Annotated in this window: 18 protein-coding genes and 1 riboswitch; of the genes, 3 read left to right on the top strand and 15 right to left on the bottom strand. The window is 73.3% G+C overall.

Translation table 11 applies throughout. The features are described from left to right. Window positions 1-31 precede the first annotated feature (31 nt). The 4 genes from ACGF0D_RS06630 to ACGF0D_RS06615 form a co-directional block, all read right to left on the bottom strand. Window positions 32-859 (bottom strand): thioesterase family protein, encoded by an 828-nt coding sequence (locus tag ACGF0D_RS06630; RefSeq protein ID WP_392874781.1) that lies wholly within the window; start codon window positions 857-859, stop codon window positions 32-34. Between the two features lie 139 nt (window positions 860-998). Then, the gene (gene nusB / locus ACGF0D_RS06625) at window positions 999-1,436 is read right to left on the bottom strand and encodes a transcription antitermination factor NusB (RefSeq protein ID WP_392874779.1); all 438 of its coding nucleotides are present in this window, start codon (window positions 1,434-1,436) and stop codon (window positions 999-1,001) included. Between the two features lie 4 nt (window positions 1,437-1,440). Further along, window positions 1,441-2,004: an elongation factor P gene (efp, locus tag ACGF0D_RS06620; protein WP_392874776.1), complete on the bottom strand. Its 564-nt coding sequence runs from the start codon at window positions 2,002-2,004 to the stop codon at window positions 1,441-1,443. A gap of 76 nt (window positions 2,005-2,080) precedes the next feature. Further along, window positions 2,081-3,187, bottom strand: coding sequence for a M24 family metallopeptidase (locus tag ACGF0D_RS06615; RefSeq protein ID WP_392874773.1), 1,107 nt, complete (start codon window positions 3,185-3,187; stop codon window positions 2,081-2,083). Between the two features lie 257 nt (window positions 3,188-3,444). On the opposite strand from ACGF0D_RS06615, the gene rpmG reads away from it, so the two are divergent. Next, window positions 3,445-3,609, top strand: coding sequence for a 50S ribosomal protein L33 (rpmG, locus tag ACGF0D_RS06610; protein ID WP_030056206.1), 165 nt, complete (start codon window positions 3,445-3,447; stop codon window positions 3,607-3,609). Window positions 3,610-3,687: 78 nt separating this feature from the next. Here rpmG and ACGF0D_RS06605 read toward each other — a convergent pair whose 3' ends face one another. Further along, a complete protein-coding gene (locus ACGF0D_RS06605; protein ID WP_392874769.1) occupies window positions 3,688-4,803 on the bottom strand; it encodes a HoxN/HupN/NixA family nickel/cobalt transporter in 1,116 nt (371 codons plus the stop codon). Window positions 4,804-4,831: 28 nt separating this feature from the next. Next, window positions 4,832-5,046: riboswitch (cobalamin riboswitch) on the bottom strand. A gap of 81 nt (window positions 5,047-5,127) precedes the next feature. Between ACGF0D_RS06605 and ACGF0D_RS06600 the strand changes: the two genes are divergently transcribed. After that, window positions 5,128-5,511 carry an ArsR/SmtB family transcription factor gene (locus tag ACGF0D_RS06600; protein WP_392874766.1) on the top strand — a complete coding sequence of 128 codons (384 nt, stop codon included), beginning with the start codon at window positions 5,128-5,130 and terminating at the stop codon, window positions 5,509-5,511. Between the two features lie 50 nt (window positions 5,512-5,561). Next, entirely contained in the window at window positions 5,562-7,235 is a 1,674-nt protein-coding gene (locus ACGF0D_RS06595; RefSeq protein WP_392914172.1) for a hypothetical protein, read from the top strand. A 7-nt stretch (window positions 7,236-7,242) separates the two neighbouring features. Here the strand turns inward: ACGF0D_RS06595 and ACGF0D_RS06590 are convergent, their stop codons facing one another. The 10 genes from ACGF0D_RS06590 to mltG all read right to left on the bottom strand — a co-directional run bounded on the left by ACGF0D_RS06590 (window position 7,243) and on the right by mltG (window position 17,877). Next, window positions 7,243-9,252 (bottom strand): AAA family ATPase, encoded by a 2,010-nt coding sequence (locus ACGF0D_RS06590; RefSeq protein WP_392914171.1) that lies wholly within the window; start codon window positions 9,250-9,252, stop codon window positions 7,243-7,245. A gap of 69 nt (window positions 9,253-9,321) precedes the next feature. Beyond that, on the bottom strand, window positions 9,322-9,648 hold the full coding sequence (locus tag ACGF0D_RS06585) for a putative quinol monooxygenase (RefSeq protein ID WP_392874757.1): 327 nt from the start codon (window positions 9,646-9,648) through the stop codon (window positions 9,322-9,324). Between the two features lie 220 nt (window positions 9,649-9,868). Further along, entirely contained in the window at window positions 9,869-10,678 is an 810-nt protein-coding gene (locus ACGF0D_RS06580; protein ID WP_392874754.1) for an Fpg/Nei family DNA glycosylase, read from the bottom strand. Window positions 10,679-10,758: 80 nt separating this feature from the next. Continuing rightward, window positions 10,759-11,631 carry an AAA family ATPase gene (locus ACGF0D_RS06575; protein WP_392874751.1) on the bottom strand — a complete coding sequence of 291 codons (873 nt, stop codon included), beginning with the start codon at window positions 11,629-11,631 and terminating at the stop codon, window positions 10,759-10,761. A 70-nt stretch (window positions 11,632-11,701) separates the two neighbouring features. Further along, complete coding sequence (gene aroQ, locus ACGF0D_RS06570; protein WP_392875774.1) at window positions 11,702-12,130, bottom strand: type II 3-dehydroquinate dehydratase; 429 nt, start codon at window positions 12,128-12,130, stop codon at window positions 11,702-11,704. An 8-nt stretch (window positions 12,131-12,138) separates the two neighbouring features. Continuing rightward, window positions 12,139-13,230, bottom strand: coding sequence for a 3-dehydroquinate synthase (aroB, locus tag ACGF0D_RS06565; RefSeq protein WP_392874748.1), 1,092 nt, complete (start codon window positions 13,228-13,230; stop codon window positions 12,139-12,141). After that, window positions 13,223-13,744: a shikimate kinase gene (locus tag ACGF0D_RS06560; RefSeq protein WP_392874745.1), complete on the bottom strand. Its 522-nt coding sequence runs from the start codon at window positions 13,742-13,744 to the stop codon at window positions 13,223-13,225. The genes aroB and ACGF0D_RS06560 overlap by 8 nt, the downstream gene beginning before the upstream one ends. Continuing rightward, on the bottom strand, window positions 13,741-14,925 hold the full coding sequence (gene aroC, locus ACGF0D_RS06555) for a chorismate synthase (protein ID WP_392914170.1): 1,185 nt from the start codon (window positions 14,923-14,925) through the stop codon (window positions 13,741-13,743). The genes ACGF0D_RS06560 and aroC overlap by 4 nt, the downstream gene beginning before the upstream one ends. Before the next feature lie 200 nt (window positions 14,926-15,125). Continuing rightward, window positions 15,126-15,956 carry a shikimate dehydrogenase gene (locus tag ACGF0D_RS06550; RefSeq protein WP_392914169.1) on the bottom strand — a complete coding sequence of 277 codons (831 nt, stop codon included), beginning with the start codon at window positions 15,954-15,956 and terminating at the stop codon, window positions 15,126-15,128. Window positions 15,957-15,990: 34 nt separating this feature from the next. Beyond that, a complete protein-coding gene (gene mltG / locus ACGF0D_RS06545; protein ID WP_392914168.1) occupies window positions 15,991-17,877 on the bottom strand; it encodes an endolytic transglycosylase MltG in 1,887 nt (628 codons plus the stop codon). Window positions 17,878-17,979: the final 102 nt, after the last annotated feature.

Below are 17,979 nucleotides of genomic sequence, written 5' to 3'. Positions count from 1 at the left end.
CCGGTAATACGGACCCCTCCGGGGCCTCGGGTCAGGCCGGCCGGGGTGCCCGGGCCAGCTGGCGGGACTGGGCGACCAGCCGGCCGGACTCGTCCCAGACCTCCGCGTCCTCCTCGAAGTAGCCGCCGGCCAGGTTGCGGGTCGCGTGGGTGACCCGAAGCCAGCCGGGCACGGGCTTGGCGCGCAGGTGGACGGTCAGCTCGATGGTGGGGGCCCAGCCCGGCATGCCGAGGTCGAAGGTGACCGGCGGCAGCGCGTCGGCGACCAGCAGGAGCAGCAGCGGGTCGGGCTCGCGCCCGTCGGCGAGCCGGAACCAGCCCTGGATCCGCCCGTTGCCGGAGGGCTGCCCGAGCGCCCAGCCGACGGTGGCCGGGTCCAGCCGCAGGTCGAACCGCTCCAGCAGGGCGGCCTGGGCGATCAGCTCCTTGGGCGCGTGTTCGAGGCCGATGCACTGGTCCGGCGGCGGCAGCTGCGGCGGCTGCGCGCTGGTGCGCACCTCGCCGTCGGCGGCGGCGAGGTCGCCGTGGCTGGCCACCACGCGCAGCCGCTCGACGCCGTCCTGGCTGAGCGAGGCGGTGCCGGTGGACAGGCCGCGGCCGGTGCGCAGCACCTCGGTGCGGACGGTGGCCGGGCCGGGGGTGGAGGCGGACAGGTAGTAACCGCTGATCGACACCGGGTCCGGATGCGCCTCGTGCTCCAGCGACAGCGCGTGTCCGGCCACGGCGAGCAGCAGTCCGCCGTTCACCCCACCGCCGATCTGCCAGCCGGCGCCGAGCTCGGCGTCGTAGCGGCCGGCCTCCTCGGGGTGCCTGGTCAGGGCGATGCCCTGGTCGAACTCGCTGCGGGTCGCCGTGGTCATGTGGCGGGACCTGCCCTTCACGCGTGGTTCCGGACGTCAAGTTACTGACAAGTAGGTCCACAGCCTACGCCGACCGGGTGAAACGCGGAACGGCCGCCGGACACCTGTTCGGGTCCGGCGGCCGTTCACGGGACGCCTGTTACCGGCGGATGCCCGGCTTCAGCTCCAGGAAGCGGGCGAGCATGCCGTTGACGAAGGCCGGGGAGTCGTCCGTGGAGAACTCCTTGGCGATCTCGACGGACTCGTCCAGGACGACCGCGTCCGGGACGCCGTCCTCCCAGATCAGCTCGTACGCACCGAGCCGCAGGACGTTGCGGTCCACGATCGGCATCCGGTCGAGGGTCCAGCCCACGGCGTACTGCTCGATCAGGTCGTCGATACGGCGGGCGTGCTGGACGTACCCCTCGATGAGCTCCATGGTGTACTCACCCACCTGCGGGGTGCCCTCGTCGGGCCTGGGCTCGCGGGCGCGGGCCACCCAGTCGGCGAGGACCTGCTGCGGGTCGACCCCGCGGTGGTCGGCCTCGAAGAGGATCTGGAAGGCCCTGGTGCGGGCCTTGCTGCGTGCGGCCGACACGGACTTACTTCACCCGGCCGAGGTAGCTGCCGTCGCGGGTGTCGACCTTGATCTTCTCGCCGGTGGTGACGAAGAGCGGCACCTGGATCTGGGCACCGGTCTCCAGGGTGGCCGGCTTGGTGCCACCGGTGGAGCGGTCGCCCTGGACGCCCGGCTCGGTCTCGGCGATGGTCAGCTCGACGGCGGCCGGGAGCTCGATGTACAGGACCGAGCCCTCGTTCTGCGCGACGAGGGCCTCGAAGCCCTCCAGCAGGTACTTGGCGGCGTCGCCGACGACCGACGGCTCGATGGTCAGCTGGTCGTAGGTGTCCATGTCCATGAACACGAAGTTCTCGCCGTCCTTGTACGAGAACTGCATGCCGCGCTTGTCGACGTTGGCGGTCTCGACCTTGGTGCCCGCGTTGAAGGTCTTGTCGACGACCTTGCCCGTCAGGACCTCCTTGAGCTTGGTACGCACGAAGGCCGGGCCCTTGCCGGGCTTGACGTGCTGGAACTCGACGACGGACCAGAGCTTGCCGCCCTCCAGCTTGAGGACCATGCCGTTCTTGAGATCGTTCGTGGAAGCCACGGGCGCACTTACTCCTGGATATAGCTGTCAAGGAACCAAGGGGTGCGTCCTGCCGCCCACGGCCCGGGGGCCGCGGTCACAGGGCGAGGAGCTCCTTGGTGGTGATGGTGAGCAGCTCGGGCCCGCCCTCTTCGAGGGGGCGCACGACGAGCGTGTCCTCGATCCGGACCCCGCCCTTGCCCGGGAGGTGGACCCCTGGGCCGACGGTGACCGGTACGCGGCTGTCCAGTTTACCCATGTCCGCCGGACCGAGTCGCGGGGCCTCCCGGATCTCCAGCCCGATGCCGTGGCCCACCGGGTGCGGGGAGGCCTCGGTGTGGCCGGCCGCCTCCAGGACCTGCCGGGCCGCCCGGTCGGGTACGCACTGCTCCACCCCTGGTCCGAGCGCCTCCCGCCCGGCCCGCTGGGCCCGGAAGACCAGCCGGTGCAGCTCCACCTGCCAGGGCGCGGGAGCGGCGCCGATCACGAAGGTACGGGCGGTGGAGACGCCGTAGCCGCGGTACTGGGCGCCCATCACCACGGTCAGGAAGTCGCCCTCCTCCACCCGGCGGTCGGTCGGCTGGTGGGCGGCCTGGCCGGAGTGGCTGCCGGTGCCGACCGAGACCGGGAAGGCCGCCCGGTCGGCGCCGTGGTCGATCATCCGGCGCTCCAGCTCCATCGCCAGGTGCCGCTCGGTGCGGCCGACCAGGATCGACTCCAGCAGCTCGCCGAGCGCCTGGTCGGCGATCTCGGCGGCGATCCGCAGGTCGGCGATCTCGTGCTCGTCCTTGACCACCCGCAGCCGCTCCACGGTCTGGCCGAGGTCCACCAGCCGTGCCCCCTCGGTCAGGCCGCCGACCGCCCGGTGCCGGCTGACGGTCAGGTCGTGCTCCTCCACCGCCAGACCCGCCACCCCCGAGCGCATGGCGACCGACGCGGCGGCCAGCGCGGTGTCCGACCCGGCCGCCACCGGCAGCCGGGTGACGTCCGGGGCGATCAGGTGCTCGCCGGTGTCGTCCGGCGGCAGGTCGTCCGGCAGTGCGAGCAGGGCCCGCTCTCTGGTCAGCAGCAGACTCGCCCCGCAGGGCGCGCAGCCCGTCAGGTACCGCACGTTCGCCGCACGGGTGATCAGCGCCGCGTCGGCCCCGGCCGCACTGCAGTGCTCCCTCACCCGCTCCCGCCGCCCCGCGTACGCATCCGCCATGCGTCGAGCCTACGAACCCCCGGCCCGAACCGCCCGCCGAGCGCCCCCGACAGAACCCCCGGTGCCCCTTGCGCGCCCCCGCGCGACCGCGCCGCGCTCCCCGCTCCCCCACCCGCCGCGTCCTTCGGCGGCGACCCGGCGTCCGGGAATGGGCAGGGTGCGGCCCACGTTCCCATCCACTGGAAACGACTTCCATTTCGGCGCCCGGTCCCGGTCCGACACCCGGGGCCGGACCCCTCAGGCCCCAGGAGGACCCGATGGCCCGCAGCGAACTGCGCCCGGTGATCAAGCTCCGCTCCACCGCCGGCACCGGCTTCACGTACGTGACCCGCAAGAACCGCCGCAACGACCCGGACCGGATGGTCCTGCGCAAGTACGACCCGGCCGCCGGCCGGCACGTCGACTTCCGCGAGGAGCGCTGACCCCGCACACGCCGAACGGCGCCTCCCCGGGTTCGGGGTGGCGCCGTTCCACGTACTCGGAGGCCGGCGGCCGCCCGGTCACGGACTGTCGGGCGTCCAGCGCTTCTCGACCCGGGCGAGCTTCCAGTACCCGATCGCGATCGCCCAGACGACCACGAACAGCCCGGCGATGGCGTAGCCGACGTTGTCCAGTGAGATGTCCGCGATGAACCCGGTGACCGGGTCGGTCAGGTCGAGCTTCTCGTGCAGCACCCCGACCAGCTCGATGGTGCCGATGATGAAGGCCACCGCGATCGACAGACCGGTGATGGTCAGGTTGTAGTACACCTTCCGCACCGGGTTGGCGAAGGCCCACTGGTACGCGAAGTTCATGAACGTCCCGTCCAGGGTGTCGAACAGGCTCATCCCGGCCGCGAACAGCAGCGGCAGGCAGACGATCGCGTACCACGGCAGCCCGGAGGCCGCACCCGAGCCGGCCATCACCATCAGGGTGACCTCGGTCGCGGTGTCGAAGCCCAGGCCCAGCACCATGCCCACCGGGAACATCTGCCCCGGCCGGGTGATCGAACGGGTCGCCCGGTTCAGCACCCGGGCCATGAAGCCGCGCGAGTCGAGGTGCGCCTCCAGCTCCTTCTCGTCGAACTGCCCGGCCCGCATCGAGCGGAACACCTTGAGGATGCCGAGCAGCGCCGCCAGGTTGAGCGCGCCGATCAGGTAGAGGAAGGCGCCGGAGGCCGTCGTGCCGACCATGCCCAGCCACTTGTGGGTGGCCGACTCGTCGTCCATCAGCGTGTTCGCCAGCTGCGCGCCGCCCGCCACCAGGGCGGCCATCAGCACCACCATCGAGGAGTGCCCGAGGGCGAACCAGAAGCCCACCGAGACCGGCCGCTTGCCGTCCGCCATCAGCTTGCGGGTGGTGTTGTCGATCACCGCGATGTGGTCGGCGTCGAAGGCGTGCCGCATGCCGAGGGTGTACGCGGTGATACCCAGGCCCACCCCGAAGACCTGGGTGCCGACCGTGTACCGCTCGGGTGCGACCAGGAAGATCAGCGTGCCGAAGGCCACCACGTGCATGGCCACGATCACCGCCATCAGCGCGGCCGTACGGACGGTGTCCTCGCGCCGCCATCTGAAGGTGGGCAGCGCGGCGGGGCCGGGTTCGGTCCCGGCGGAAACGGTTTCGGGCAGGGTCATGCGGATCACGCTCCAGCACCTCGTGGAAAACCTCGTGAGATGCCGTGGCCGGTCTCCTGGCTGACGGGAACACCCGCACCCGCCTTCCCAGGCGCACGAGGCGCCCAGTGGCTTCATGGGTGCGGACGACGCTCCTCCGTGGACGGAGGAGCGGCCCGATCACAGTGGCGAGGGCCGCTCCGGGCTGGGACCCCTGAGGGTCCGTCACCGGTCTTCCCGAGCACCACGGCGGGGAACACCGTAGGGCCCCGCCCCGACCCGTGCAAGGCTGCGCACCTGCGCAGGTGTCCAGGATCACAGGCCCCCGCCTGCGAGAATGTCCGCATGCATCTCGTACCGGAGGACCGCGCGGGCCACCGCACCATCGACGGACACCGGGTCTGCGAGGCCATCGCCGCGATCGGCGAGCCCGCGCACGTCCGGTCCTGGGCCGAGCGGTTCTCCCTGCTCGCGGACCCCGGCCGGCTCGCCCTGCTGCTCGCCCTCCACCGGGCCGGCCCGCTCGCCGTCAGCGATCTCGCGGTCGCCACCGGCATGCGTGACCCGGCCGTCTCCCAGGCCCTGCGGCTGCTCCGCACGGCCGGCGTGGTCACCGGCGACCGGGACGGACGAGTGGTGCGCTACCGGCTCGTGGACGAGGCCATGCGCCCCCTGCTCAACGAGTGCGCCGCCGCCGAGCACCACGAGCCCAGCGCGGCCGCGGGCTGACCCGCCCTCGGAACCGCGCCGCGGCCCGACCGGATGAGTACGATCATGGTGTGCCGTCCCACCCCCACGCCTGGCCCGCCGACCGCTGGAACACCCGACCGGTCAGGGCCCGCGTGCTGGCGGTCGCCCGCACCCTCACCTCGGCCACCCGGGTCCTGGACGTCCTCACCCTGCTGAGCCCGGACGGCATCGAGCGCTACTTCACCGTCAACCCCGGCTCCGCCTTCGCCGACCGCGCCCTGGACGAGTACCTGCACGGCCTGTCCGGCTTCACCGTGCTGGACTGGGAGGACGCCGTCCGCCGCCGCTTCGACCTCGCCGTCGCGTGCGCCGTCCACTCCTCCATGCACCGCCTGGACGCCCGCCTCGTCGTCCTCCCGCACGGCGCCGGCTACAACCGCCTGGTCACCGAGTCCACCGGCGACACGGTCAGCGCCGCCGGCCTGTCCCGCAACGAACTCACCCACCACGGACGGGTGTTCGTCGACGTCCTGGGCCTCTCCCACCCCGAGCAGCTGGACCGGCTGCGGGACTCCTGCCCCGAGGCGCTGGACGTCGCCCAGGTCGTCGGCGACCCGTGCTTCGACCGGATGCTCGGCAGCCGGCGCTCCCGCGACGGCTACCGCGCCGCGCTCGGCGCCGTCGGCGGCCGACGGCTCGTCGTCGTCAGCTCCACCTGGAGCGAGCACTCGTTATTCGGCCGCCACCCCGACCTGCCCCAGCGGCTGGTCCGCCGACTGCCCGCCGACGAGTACACGGTGGCCGTCGTCCTGCACCCCAACGTGTGGAGCCGGCACGACCCCGAGGCGCTGCTCGCCGCCGCCTGCCGGATGGGCCTGCGCCTGATCCCGCCCCACCAGGGCTGGCAGGCCGCGCTCGTCGCCGCCGACTGCGTGATCGGCGACCACGGCTCGGTCACCGTCTACGGCGCCGCCCTGGACCACCGCACCCTGCTCGTCGCCACCGGCGCCGCCGAACTCGACCCGCGCTCCCCCAGCTACGCCTTCGGCCAGGCCGCGCCCGTCCTCGACCCCGACGGGGACCTCACCGCCCAGCTCGAACTGGCCCTGGCCCGGGACCCGGCCGACCTGAGCGACATCACCGACCGGTCGCTCGCCCACCGCGGCGAGTCCGCCCGCCTGCTGCGCCCGCTGCTCTACTCCTTCCTGAAGGAGCTGGACGAACCCCGGGACGAACCGGCCCTGCCGCCCTACCCCAAGCCCGTCCCGCACCCCGCCACCACCGAGGGGCCCACCGCGTACGACGTCGAGGGCCGGAGCGAGGGCACCGACGTCAGCCTCCGGCGCTACCCCTTCGATCCGGACGACCACACCCCGCGCGGCTTCCACGCCCTCACCGACGACCACCCCGGCGACGCCCTGCGCTACACCGCCGAGGTCCTCGCCCGCACCGAGGTGCACGCCGAACTCCCCGCCGCCCGCTGGCTCGCCGACACCGCCGCCGAACTCCCCGGCCTCGCCGTCGCGGTGGCCGCCCTCGGCCCGGCCCGCCACCTGCTCCGGCTGCGCACCGGCCTGCTGCTGGAGGCCCGCGCCGAACCGGACTGGAACCGCCCCGACCCGGCGATCGACCCGCTGCTGCTCGGCTCCGCCGTGGCCTGCTGGCTCGCCGAGGGCGGCGCCCCGGCCGCCCTCCCCGACCACGGGCTCACCGTCCGCACCGGCGAGCAGCACACCCGGGTGTCGTTCCGTACCGGTCCCTGAGGCGCGTCTAGCCCTGCAGCTCCCGCAGCCGCGCACGGCTGCGCTCGGCCAGTTCCTCGTCGCCCTGCTCCTCGGCGAGGGAGGCGAGCAGGGTGTGGGCCTGCGCCTCCTTCGCGTACTGGCTCCGGTGCCTGGCCCGCCGGGCGCAGTCCTGGGCCTGGGCGAGGGCGAGGTCCAGCTGCCCCAGCGCCCGGTGGGCCCGGGCCCGGACCAGCGGCAGCTTCATCAACATGTCGACGTCCTGCGTCCGCTCGGCCTGATCAGTGGCCCCGGCCAGCACGGTCAGCGCCTCCTCCGCGCGCCCGTCCGCGATCAGCGCCTGCGCCAGGTTGTAGCTCTGGACGATCTCGCCGTGCTCGTCGCCCCGGTTCTCCGCGAGGGCCAGGGTGAACCGCTCCACCGCGTCGCCGGGACGGCCGTCGGCCAGGCAGAGCAAACCGTCCGTCTCGTAGAGCACCCCCAGCACCTGCCGGTCGGCCACCAGCGGCACCTGCTCCGTGGCGAGCGCCAACTGCTCGGCGGCGAGCCGGAATTCCTTCCGCTCGTGGTGGGCCCGGGCCAGCTGGTTGCGCATCCGGACCACGGCGGCGGGCTGGTTGTCCCACTGCGCCGACTCGATGCCGATCCGGTGGGTGGCGATCCAGTCCTGGTAGAGCTTGCGGTCGTGGTACAGCAACCAGAGCGACTCGCAGAGCCGCCACACCTCGCCGTGCCACCCCTGCTCGGCCGCCGACTCCACCACCGCGCGGAAGTTGGCGCGCTCGGCGTACAGCCACTCCAACGCGGCGGTGTCGGAGGGGAAGCGGGGCAGCTCGTCACCGCTCGGGTCCTGGAGGCGGAGCCGTTTCGCGGCCATCGCACGGTCGGCGACCGATGCCCGGCCCCGGTAGTACGCCACGACAGCGGCGAGGAAGACCCCGCGGTCGGGCAGCTCCTGGGTCCGGCCGTAGGCGTGCAGCCGCACCACGTCGTGGGCCCGGTAGCGGTTCTCACCCTCGTCGTCGTCCACCACCTCGTCCAGCAGGTGGACGTCACGCAGTTCCGCGATCGCCCGCTCGGCCCGCTCGACGCCGACCGCGCGCGCCAGTTCGGCGGACACGAAGGGGCCGGGGTGTACGCCGATCAGGTGATAGAGCGCCCGGCCCCGCGCCGAAAGCCGCTCGTAGACCAGGTCGTAGGTCGCGCCGAGATCGCTCCCCTCGTCCTCCAGCATCGCCAGCCCGCCTTCCCGGTCCTGCAGTTCGGCCACCACCCGGCCGACCGGCAGGCTGTCCCGGTCCAGCAGTTGGCTCCCGACCGCGTTCAGCGCGAGCGGCAGCCCGCCGCACAGCTCGACCAGCTCCGCCAGTTCCCCGTCGGTGCCCCGCCCGGAGCCCACCCAGCCTCGCACCAGTTCGGCGCCCGCCGTCGCGCTCAGCGGCCCGAGCCGGCGCACCTCGGCACCGTCCGTCCGCAGCGCGGGCAACCGCCGCCGGCTCGCGACCACCACCAGTCCACTGGACGGGAGCAGCGCGCGGACCTCCGCGGCGTGCTCGACGTTGTCCAGGAAGAACAGGCACCGGCGCTCGGCGGTGGCGGTGCGGAACGCCGTGAACCGCTCGGCCTCCACGACCGGGGGCTCGGCACCGAGGGCGCGCAGGAAGCCGGCCAGCAACTCGGGCAGGTCCACCCCGCCATGGTGCCGGTAGGCCTTCAGGTCGGCGTAGAGGTCCCCGCCCGGGAAGTGCTCCCGGTGGTCCCTGGCAAACTTGGCGATCAGCTCGGTCTTGCCGACCCCGCCGAGGCCGGTGAACACCACGACCCCGAGCCCGTCCTCCTCGACCCGGCCCAAAGCCCGGGTCAGCGCGGCGAGTTCCGGCTCCCGGTTGACGAAGGGACCGCGCGGCGGGCGGATCTGACGTGGCCTCGGCAGCGGCTCCCGATCGTGGAAGTGCACCGATCCGATGGTCTCGGCCTGCACCACGTGGCCGCCCACCGTGGCATCCGACACGGTGTTGGACACCTCGCGCCGCTCCATCCGCCTGCTCCCTCCGACCGGCCGGGCCCCAGCCTACGGGCTGGGCACCCGACCGGAGGGAGCTTCAGGTCACCGGGGGGTGATCTCGCCCATCTCCGCCCAGCCGTCCATGCCGGGGATCTCGGTCGAGACGATCCGCGGCTTGGCGGCCACCGCGTACGACAGCTCCTCCATGGCCTTGGTGAAGTGCGCCGACTCCACGTGTGCCTTGCCCGCGTCGCCGTCGCGGAACGCCTCGACCAGGACGAACTCGTTGGGGTCGTCGACGCTGCGGGACCACTCGAAGAAGAGGTTGCCGGGCTCCTGGCGGGTGGCCTGGGTGAACTCGTCGACCAGGCTCAGCCAGTCGTCGGCGCGCTCCGGGCGGACCGGGAACTTGACCGTAATGAAGATCATGGAGCTTCCTTTCGTTCCACGTTCACACGTGGCCGTACGGACAGGGGCACGCGGCTCGGCGCGCGCGACACCCATCGTCGCAGGTCAGCGGGGCCGCCTACGACACGGGGCGGCACGCTTCACGAGGCAGCACGCGTCCCGGTGCGGCACGCGTCCCGGTGCGGCACGCGTCCCGGTGCGGCACGCGTCCCGGTGCGGCACGCGTCCCGGCCGGTTCCGCTCACGCCGCCTGGCAGGTCGGGCACCAGAACAGGTTGCGGGCGGCGTGCTCCTCCGTCCGCACGTCGGTGCCGCAGACCAGGCAGGGCATGGCGGCCCGCCGGTAGACGTACACCTCGCCACCGTGGTCGTCCACCCGGGGCGCGCGGCCCATCGCCTCGGGGGTGTGCTCGGGACGGACGGTGTCGATCCGCCCGGCGGTGGCGCCCTCCCGCATCAGGGCGACCAGGTCGGCCCAGACCGCGTCCCACTCCCGGCGGGTGAGCTCGCGCCCGGCCCGGTGCGGGGCGATGCCGTGACGGAACAGCACCTCGGCCCGGTAGACGTTGCCCACTCCGGCCAGCACCTTCTGGTCCATCAGCAGCGCGGCGACGGTCGTGCGGCTGCCCGATATCCGGCGCCAGGCGGCCTCCGGGTCGGCGTCGGCGCGCAGCGGGTCGGGGCCCAGCCGGGCGGCGACGGCGGCCTTCTGCTCCTCGGTGACGAGCGCGCAGGTGTTGGGACCGCGCAGGTCGGCGTAGCCGTCCTCGTTCTCCAGCCGCAGCCGGACCAGCCCGACGGGCTCGGGCGCCGGGCCGGCGCCGAAGGTGAAGCCGCCGTAGAGGCCGAGGTGGACGTGCACCCAGGCGCCCTCCTCGAAGCCGAGGAAGAGGTGCTTGCCGGTGGCCTCCGTCGCGGTGAGCAGCTGCCCGTCGATCACCTTGGCCTCGTCGGCGAACCGGCCCTGAGGGCTGGAGACCCGCACCGAGCGGCCGCCGAAGGCCTTCCGGTTCTCGGTGGCCAGGCGGTGGATGATGTGGCCTTCGGGCACGGGCGTCAGCTCCTCCGGGTGCTGCGACTGGACCCGTCCATCATCGCAGCCGGCTCCGACAGGCCCCGCCGCGCCGCAGGTCAGCGGACCGGGATGCCCATCAGCCGGGCCAGGATGACGCGGTCCAGCTCGGCGGCCGTCCCGGCGACGTCCAGGTAGGAGTTGTCGATGATCGGCAGCCCGGAGTTGTACCAGCCGGCCATCCGCCCGTGGATGCGGGCCACCTCCTCGTCCCCGAGCCGGCGGTTGCCGCTGCGCCGGGCGTTGCGGTGCAGCACCGAGTCCAGGCTGGGCAGCAGCACGACCGGGATCATGCCGGGGCCGATGTGCCGCTTCCAGCCGCCGAGGCCGATCGCCGGGCGGTCCGGGAAGACGGCGTCGTCGATGATGCAGGAGATGCCGTTGGCCAGGTAGTTGCGGCAGGCGAAGCCGCAGGTGCGGCGGGCCAGCCGGTACTGCGCCTCGGAGGCGTTGTTCCAGCCGGACTGCGGGTTGGCGAAGCCGGACTGCACCCACTCGCGGACGTCGTCCAGGCTGATGTGCGCGGTCGGTCCCGGCCGCCGCTCGGCCCAGTGGCGGGCGACGGTGGTCTTGCCGGCTCCGGCCGGTCCGATCAGCAGGACGGCGATCGGACCGGTGGGCGCGTGCTGCTGCGGCGGGTGGGCGGGCAGTTGGACGGGTGCGCCGGACGGCAGCACGAAGTGCCCGGTGCCGCCGGCGGGCACCGGCGCGGTCGGCGCCGGTGCGGCCACGGGGGCCGGAGCCGGGTGGGCGGCGGGCCCGGGAGCGGCGGGGGCCGTGGGCGCCGGGTGGACCGGCGGCGCGGACGGCGGGGAGAGCGGCGCCCCCGACGACGTCCCCCGTGCACCGCCCCCCGGCGGCACCGGCGGAGCGACGGGACGCGGCGGGACCTGCCCGCCTCCGGTGTACTGCGTCACGGCACCTCCCCACACCTCTCAGCGTGGACACTACACGGCGGCCCGGCGGCGGGCACAGTCCGCCGCCGGGCCACCGCCCTTGCCCTCAGCGGGTGGTGAGCCGTTCGGCCAGTGCGCGCAGCGCGAGCTCGTACGAGCCGAGGCCGAATCCGGCGATGGTGCCGGAGGCCACCGCGGCGATCACCGAGGTGTGCCGGAAGGTCTCCCGGGCGTACGGGTTGGAGATGTGCACCTCGATCAGCGGCGCGGTGCGCTGGGCCGCGGCGTCCCGCATCGCGTACGAGTAGTGGGTGAACGCGCCGGGGTTGATCACCACCGGCACCTGCCCGTCGGCGGCCTCGTGCAGCCACTGCACCATCTGCTGCTCGGAGTTGGTCTCGTGGACCTCGACCTCGAAGCCGAACTCCTTGCCCAGCTCGGTGCAGCGCTCGACCAGGCCGGCGTACGAGGTGGCGCCGTAGACGTCCGGCTCGCGGCTGCCCAGCCGGCCCAGGTTGGGGCCGTTGAGGACCATCACCCTGGTCACGCCGAGACCTCCGCGTACGCGGCGACCAGCAGCGACGGGTCGGGGCCCTCCAGCACGGAGGTCTTGCCCAGGCCGTCCAGCACGATGAAGCGGATCAGGTCGCCGCGCGACTTCTTGTCGATCTTCATCGCGTCCAGCAGCTTCGGCCAGGCGTCCGCCCGGTAGCTCAGCGGCAGGCCGACCGAGGCCAGCACGGTGCGGTGCCGGTCCGCCGTCTCGTCGTCCAACCGCCCGGCCAGACGGCCGAGTTCGGCGGCGAAGACCATGCCGATGGAGATCGCCGCGCCGTGCCGCCACTTGTAGCGCTCGTTGCGCTCGATGGCGTGACCCAGGGTGTGGCCGTAGTTGAGGATCTCCCGGCGCCCGGACTCCTTGAGGTCCCCGGAGACCACGTCGGCCTTGACCTGGACGGCCCGGCGGATCAGCTCGACGGTGTGCGGCCCGGCCGGCGTCTTCGCGCCCTCCGGGTCGGCCTCGATCAGGTCGAGGATCACCGGGTCGGCGATGAAGCCGCACTTGATGACCTCGGCCAGGCCGGAGACGTAGTCGTGCCGGGGCACGGTCTCCAGCGTGGCGAGGTCGGCCAGCACGCCCACCGGCGGGTGGAACGCGCCGACCATGTTCTTGCCCTCGGCGATGTTGATGCCGGTCTTGCCGCCGACCGCCGCGTCGACCATGCCGAGCAGTGTGGTGGGCATCGAGATCCAGCGCACCCCGCGCAGCCAGGTCGCCGCGACGAACCCGGCCAGGTCGGTGGTCGCGCCACCGCCCAGTCCGACGATCACATCGCTGCGGGTGAACCCGGTCTGCCCCAGCACCGACCAGCAGTACGCGGCGACCTCGGCGCTCTTCGCCTCCTCGGCGTTCGGCACCTGCAGCACGATGGCCTCGTAGCCCTCGCCGGCCAGGTCGTCACGGATCGCGTCCGCCGTGGCGGCCAGCGCCTCCGGGTGGATCACCGCCACCCGCTTCGCCCGGGTACCGACCAGCGGCGCCAGCTCACCCAGCAGCTGGTGCCCGATCAGCACCTCGTACGCGTCATGGCCGGCGCCGGCGCCGACGTTGATCCTGACGGTCGTGTCACTCATGGGGGGTCTTCAGCTCCAGTGCTTCCAGTACGGCGTCCGCGACCTGCTCCGGGCTGCGCCCGGCGGTGTCGACGACGGCGGTGGCCACCTCCAGATAGAGGGGGCGGCGGGCCTCCATCAGCTCGCGCCAGCGGGCCCGCGGGTTGACGGCCAGCAGCGGGCGCGGGGCGTCCAGGCCGACCCGCTTGACCGCGTCGGCGAGCGGGACCTCCAGGAAGGCCACCGGCAGCCCGTGCAGCAGCACGCGGGTGGCCTCGGCCATCACCGCGCCGCCGCCCAGCGCCAGCACCCCGTCGTGTCCCTCGGCGGCCGCGCGCACGGCCTGCGCCTCCAGCGCGCGGAAGTGCGGCTCGCCCTCGTCGACGAAGATCTCCGGGATCGGCTTGCCGGCCGTCGCCTCGATGTCGGCGTCGGTGTCCCGGAAGCCCACGCCCAGGCGCTCGGCCAGCACCCGCCCGACAGTGGACTTGCCGCTGCCGGGCGGGCCGACCAGCACCACCAGGGGTGTGGTCATCGGACGATCAGGTGGTCGAGGTAGCCCTGCACGTTGCGGCGGGTCTCGGAGACGTTGTCGCCGCCGAACTTCTCGCCGACCGCGTCCGCCAGCACCAGCGCGACCATCGCCTCGGCGACGATGCCCGCGGCCGGCACCGCGCAGACGTCCGAGCGCTGGTGGTGCGCCTTGGCCGGCTCGCCGGTGCGCACGTCCAGGGTCTGCAGCGCCCGCGGCACGGTCGCGATCGGCTTCATCGCGGCGCGCACCCGCAGCACCTCGCCGGTGCTCAGGCCGCCCTCGGTGCCGCCGGAGCGGCCGGAGGTGCGCTTGACGCCCTCGGCGGTCGGGACGATCTCGTCGTGCGCCTGGGAGCCCGGAACCCGGGCCAGCTCGAAGCCGTCGCCGACCTCGACGCCCTTGATCGCCTGGATGCCCATCAGCGCGGCGGCCAGCCGCGCGTCCAGCCGGCGGTCCCAGTGCACGTGCGAGCCGAGGCCCACCGGCACGCCGTACGCCAGCACCTCGACCACGCCGCCCAGGGTGTCGCCGTCCTTGTGGGCCTGGTCGATCTCCGCGACCATCGCCTTCGAGGCGTCCTCGTCCAGGCAGCGCACCGGGTCGGCGTCCAGCCGGGCCTCGTCCGAGGGCAGCGGCACCACGCCGGCCGGCGCCTTGGCGGCGGCCAGCTCGACCACGTGGCTGACGATCTCGATCCCGGCCACCTCGCGCAGGTAGGCGCGGGCGACGGCGCCCAGCGCGACCCGGGCGGCCGTCTCACGGGCGCTGGCGCGCTCCAGGATCGGCCGGGCCTCGTCGATCGAGTACTTCTGCATGCCGGCCAGGTCGGCGTGGCCGGGCCGGGGGCGGGTGAGCGCCTCGTTGCGGGCCAGGCCCGCCAGCACCTCGGGGTCGACCGGGTCGGCCGACATGACCTGCTCCCACTTCGGCCACTCGGTGTTGCCGACCATGATCGCGACCGGGCTGCCCATGGTCAGACCGTGCCGGACGCCGCCGAGGAAGGTCACCTCGTCCTGCTCGAACTTCATCCGCGCCCCGCGGCCGTAACCGAGCCGGCGGCGCGCCAGCGCGTCGGCCACCACGTCGGTGGTGACCGGTACACCGGCGGGCAGGCCTTCCAGCGTCGCGACGAGTGCGGGGCCGTGCGACTCCCCCGCCGTCAGCCAGCGCAACGTACCCAACGGAGCTCCTTCATCAGCGGACCGGACCTCGGCACCGCCGGGGCCCGCCCCGGGCGTGCCTTGTCCCTGAATCCTTTCATGCCCCAGCAGCACCCGGCGGCACAGTCCGCGTGACGGACAGCAACCGGCCACCATCCGGCCGGAACGCCCTCCCGGAACCCGCCGACGGTCCGGGCGATCCGCGGGGCCGGCCCCCGGGCTCAGTGACCGGCGAGCGCCTTCTCCCCCGCCGCGCGCATCGCCGCCAGCGGCCCGGGCGTCCGCCCGGTGAAGGCCTCGCTCTGCAGCACGGCCTGGTGCACCAGCAGGTCCAGCCCGCCCAGGACGGTCGCCCCGCGCGCGGCGCAGGCCGCCGCCAGGGCCGTCGGCCACGGGTGGTACAGCACGTCGAAGAGTGCGCCCGGCTCGGCGGGCAGCGCCCCGGCGAACGCGTCGGTCGCGCCGACCGGCGTGGTGGAGACGGTGAGCGGCCGGGCCAGCGCCTCGGCGCCGCGCTCCCAGTCGGCGGTGCGGACGGCCACGCCGAGCCGCTCGCCCAGTACGGCCATCTCCCGGGCCCGCTCGGCGCCGCGCACGTAGACCGTCACCTCGCCCGTGCAGATCTGGGCGAGCGCGGCCAGCGCCGAGGAGGCGGTGGCCCCGGCACCAAGGACGGCCGCCTCCGGCACCTCGGTGATCCCGCGCTCGCGCAGCGCGTTGACCAGCCCGGGAACGTCGGTGTTGTCCCCGGTGCGCCGGCCGTCGGCGGTGAACACCACGGTGTTCACCGCGTCCACCGAGCGGGCCGTCGCGCTGACCTCGTCGAGCAGCGGGATGATCGCCCGCTTCAGCGGCATGGTCAGCGACAGCCCGGCCCACTCGGCCTCGTCCAGCGCCGCGACGAACCCGGGCAGCCCGGCCTCGTCGACCTCGAAGCGGTCGTAGCGCCAGCCGTCCAGCCCGAGCGCCGCGAAGGCCGCCCGGTGCAGGTCCGGCGAGAGCGAGTGGGCGATCGGCGAGCCGAGTACGGCCGCCCGGTGCTTGCTGGTCAACGCTGCCTCTCCGCGAACTGTCGTACGGCCGTGGCTACTTCTTGGTGGTGCAGTGGCCGCGCGCCTCGTCGAAGCTCTGCCCGGCCGCCTGGCAGTACTCCTTGACGTTGGCGTAGTGCTCCTTGCTCGTCTCGGCGAACCGGGTCTCGGTCGGGGACATCGCGATGAAGTACAGCCACTTCCCGTCCGCCGGGTGCAGCACCGCGCTGAGCGCTTCGTCGCCGGGGTTGGAGATCGGCCCGGGCGGCAGGCCCGGGTTGATGTAGGTGTTGTACTTGTTGGACGCGTCGTCCATGTCCTTCTTGTCGAGGTCCTTGCGGTTCAACGAGTACTGGAGCGTGGTGTCCATGCCGAGCCGGTGGTTGATCTCGCCGCCGGCGGCCAGCCGGTTCTGGATGGTCTTGGCCATCTTGGCGAAGTCCCCCGGGTTGTTGCCCTCGCGCTGGAGGATGCTCGCCTCGATGAGCACCTCGTAGCCGGTCTTCAGGCCCACCGAGGCGGCCTGGGCGTCCAGGCCCGCGTACTTCTCGGTGGCGTTCTTCACCATCTGCTTGAGCAGGTCCTCGGGCTTCATGCCCTCGGAGACGTTGTAGCGGGTCGGCCAGAGGAAGCCCTCGATGTTGCCGTTCGCGTACGGCGGCAGGCCGAGGTCGTTGACCTGGGCCTTGGCGACGCCCGCCGTGGTGCCCGGCTGCAGCTTCAGCTTGGTGTCGATGAGGGTGTAGATCTCGGTGGAGTTCTTGCCCTCGGGGACGACGATCGCTGCGCCGCCCGCCTGGGCGAGCAGCTCCTTGAGCGCGGAGGCGGCCGGCATCTCCTTCTTCAGCTGGTAGTAGCCGTACTGGACGGTGTTGCACTTGGGCTCGGCCTTGCACGCCTCGCTGTACGCGTCGACGCTCTTGACCACGCCGGCGTTCTTCAGCACCAGGCCGATCTGCCCGGCGACCGCGCCCTTCTTGACCTCGATCTGGACGGAGCCGGTGCCCTCCCCGGTGAAGTCCGGCGCCGGGCCGAAGTGGTTCTGGTAGAAGCCGTAGCCCCACCAGCCGGCCCCGCCCATGGCGCCGAGCAGCACCAGGGCGACCAGCAGGCAGGCGCCGCCGTTGCGGCGGCCCGACTTCTTGCCCTTCTCCTTGCGCTTCTTCTGGGCCTCGCGGGAGTCGTCCTGCTCCCCGAGGAAGCCGGCCTCCGCGGCCTCGGCGTGCTCGTCGAGGTAGCCGGCGTCCTCGTGGCGGCCGTCCTCGTGGCCGTCCCACTCGTCCGTGCCGCCCTCGTGCGCGGCGCCGACCGGATCGGCGCCGGCCTCCAGCGCGGCGGCCTCGGCCTCCCAGTCGATCCCGTCCGGGCCGGGGCCGGAGGCCGGCGCGGGCTCCGGGGCCGGCTGCTGCCGGGCCCGACGGCGCGGCGCCTGCGGCTGCTGGGACGGCTGCTGCTGCGGGACCTGTTGCTGGGGCGCCGGCTCCTGCTGGACCTGCTGCTGGGGCGCCTGCTGACCGCCGGGGAAGCCCTGCTGCGGGTAGCCCTGCTGCGGCATCTGCTGCTGGGGCTGGGGGGCCTGCTGCTGCGGGTAACCCTGCTGCTGCGGCTGCGCGTACCCCTGCTGGGGGTAGCCCTGCTGCGGCATCTGCTGCGGATAGCCCTGCTGCGGCATCTGCTGCTGCGACATCTGCTGCTGCGGCATCTGCTGCTGGTAGCCCTGCTGCGCCATCATCTGCTGCTGCATCTGCGGCGTCATCTGCTGCTGCGCGTACCCCTGCTGCACGTCCCCGTACGGCTGCTGGACCGGCTGGCCCTGCTGCGGGTACTGCTGCTGCCACTGGCCGTCCTGCTGGCCGGGGACCGGCTGTCGGCCGTCGTACCCGGGATCACCGGGGTGCCACGGCTCGCCCTGGGGGTTGTAGCCCCCACCCAGATCGGTCATCGATCCCCTTAACCGACGGTGACGACCGGAGGATCGAACCGGCCGTCCGGGACGACGCCGTCCCGGCTGAATCTCGAACCGGCGTGCTAGCGCAGCGCCTGG

The organism is Kitasatospora sp. NPDC048298 (assembly GCF_043201465.1).
Taxonomy (GTDB): Bacteria; Actinomycetota; Actinomycetes; order Streptomycetales; family Streptomycetaceae; genus Kitasatospora.
The sequence above is the reverse complement of the archived record's forward strand: the minus strand, read 5'-3'. Positions and strand labels throughout refer to the sequence as shown.

Coding starts and splice junctions, on each gene's coding strand:
- ACGF0D_RS06630 (WP_392874781.1), bottom strand. CDS start 859: ATGACCACGGCGACCCGCAGCGAGTTCGACCAGGGCATCGCCCTGACC.
- ACGF0D_RS06615 (WP_392874773.1), bottom strand. CDS start 3,187: ATGGCGGATGCGTACGCGGGGCGGCGGGAGCGGGTGAGGGAGCACTGC.
- rpmG (WP_030056206.1), top strand. CDS start 3,445: ATGGCCCGCAGCGAACTGCGCCCGGTGATCAAGCTCCGCTCCACCGCC.
- ACGF0D_RS06605 (WP_392874769.1), bottom strand. CDS start 4,803: ATGACCCTGCCCGAAACCGTTTCCGCCGGGACCGAACCCGGCCCCGCC.
- ACGF0D_RS06600 (WP_392874766.1), top strand. CDS start 5,128: ATGCATCTCGTACCGGAGGACCGCGCGGGCCACCGCACCATCGACGGA.
- ACGF0D_RS06590 (WP_392914171.1), bottom strand. CDS start 9,252: ATGGAGCGGCGCGAGGTGTCCAACACCGTGTCGGATGCCACGGTGGGC.
- ACGF0D_RS06585 (WP_392874757.1), bottom strand. CDS start 9,648: ATGATCTTCATTACGGTCAAGTTCCCGGTCCGCCCGGAGCGCGCCGAC.
- aroQ (WP_392875774.1), bottom strand. CDS start 12,130: ATGGTCCTCAACGGCCCCAACCTGGGCCGGCTGGGCAGCCGCGAGCCG.
- aroB (WP_392874748.1), bottom strand. CDS start 13,230: ATGAGTGACACGACCGTCAGGATCAACGTCGGCGCCGGCGCCGGCCAT.
- ACGF0D_RS06560 (WP_392874745.1), bottom strand. CDS start 13,744: ATGACCACACCCCTGGTGGTGCTGGTCGGCCCGCCCGGCAGCGGCAAG.
- mltG (WP_392914168.1), bottom strand. CDS start 17,877: ATGACCGATCTGGGTGGGGGCTACAACCCCCAGGGCGAGCCGTGGCAC.